Here is a 782-nt window from a genome sequence, read left to right as displayed (position 1 = left end):
TCCTAGGGTAAAACCGATAACTGGGGCTAAGTCGTAACAAGGTAGCCGTACCGGAAGGTGCGGCTGGAATACCTCCTTTCTGGAGCAGAGTTGACTACTCGCTGCGCAACATGATACTCTAAAAAGTTATAGGTTTTAAGTTATAAGTTATACGTTGATAAGGCGTAAGACTACATAACAAACCAACCGGATAACAAAAAAACTAAAAAGAAACACCCAGAAGAAATGACGGTTGTCCCAATAACCAACAAGACATCGGCACTGACAGCTAGGTAAGCAAAGGAAGCGGTAGCGGTAATATACTAACCCGCAACAATAGCAGCCTAACAGAAAGTCCCGTAGCTCAGCCTGGTTAGAGCACTACACTGATAATGTAGGGGTCTCCAGTTCAAATCTGGACGGGACTACAAAATCAAATCCTTTGGGGGATTAGCTCAGCTGGCTAGAGCGCCTGCCTTGCACGCAGGAGGTCAACGGTTCGACTCCGTTATTCTCCACCGAAAGAAGTGAAAAGTTGAAAGTAAAAAGTTGAAAGCTTTTGGCTGAACACTTCAAAACAGAAAAACAATTACCTGGATAGGTAAACAACATTGACAGATTGAAAGAAAAAGAAGAAACGCCATTGGGGCACATAGAAACGGTTCGAGTCCGCAGTTTTTTACTAATAAGGAATAAGCTATAGGCTTAGGTTGGGGCCATTAAACCCTACACCTTTATACCCTCAGCCTTATACCTTAATAAAGTTCTTTGACATATTGGAAGAAGTTAAAAAAGAAGAGCAA

2 tRNA genes and 1 rRNA gene are annotated in these 782 nt (G+C 42.5%); all 3 read left to right on the top strand.

Annotated elements, in window-relative coordinates:
• Positions 1–79, top strand: a 16S ribosomal RNA gene (locus tag LUA86_RS19205); the annotation flags it as partial.
• Positions 80–332: 253 nt separating this feature from the next.
• Positions 333–407: transfer RNA gene (locus LUA86_RS19200), tRNA-Ile, on the top strand.
• A gap of 16 nt (positions 408–423) precedes the next feature.
• Positions 424–497, top strand: a tRNA-Ala gene (locus LUA86_RS19195).
• The last annotated feature ends 285 nt before the right edge of the window (positions 498–782 follow it).

The organism is Pedobacter sp. Leaf132 (genome assembly GCF_920984695.1).
Classification (GTDB): Bacteria; Bacteroidota; Bacteroidia; order Sphingobacteriales; family Sphingobacteriaceae; genus Pedobacter.
Note: the sequence above shows the minus strand (reverse complement) of the source record. Positions and strands in the feature narration are given on the sequence as shown.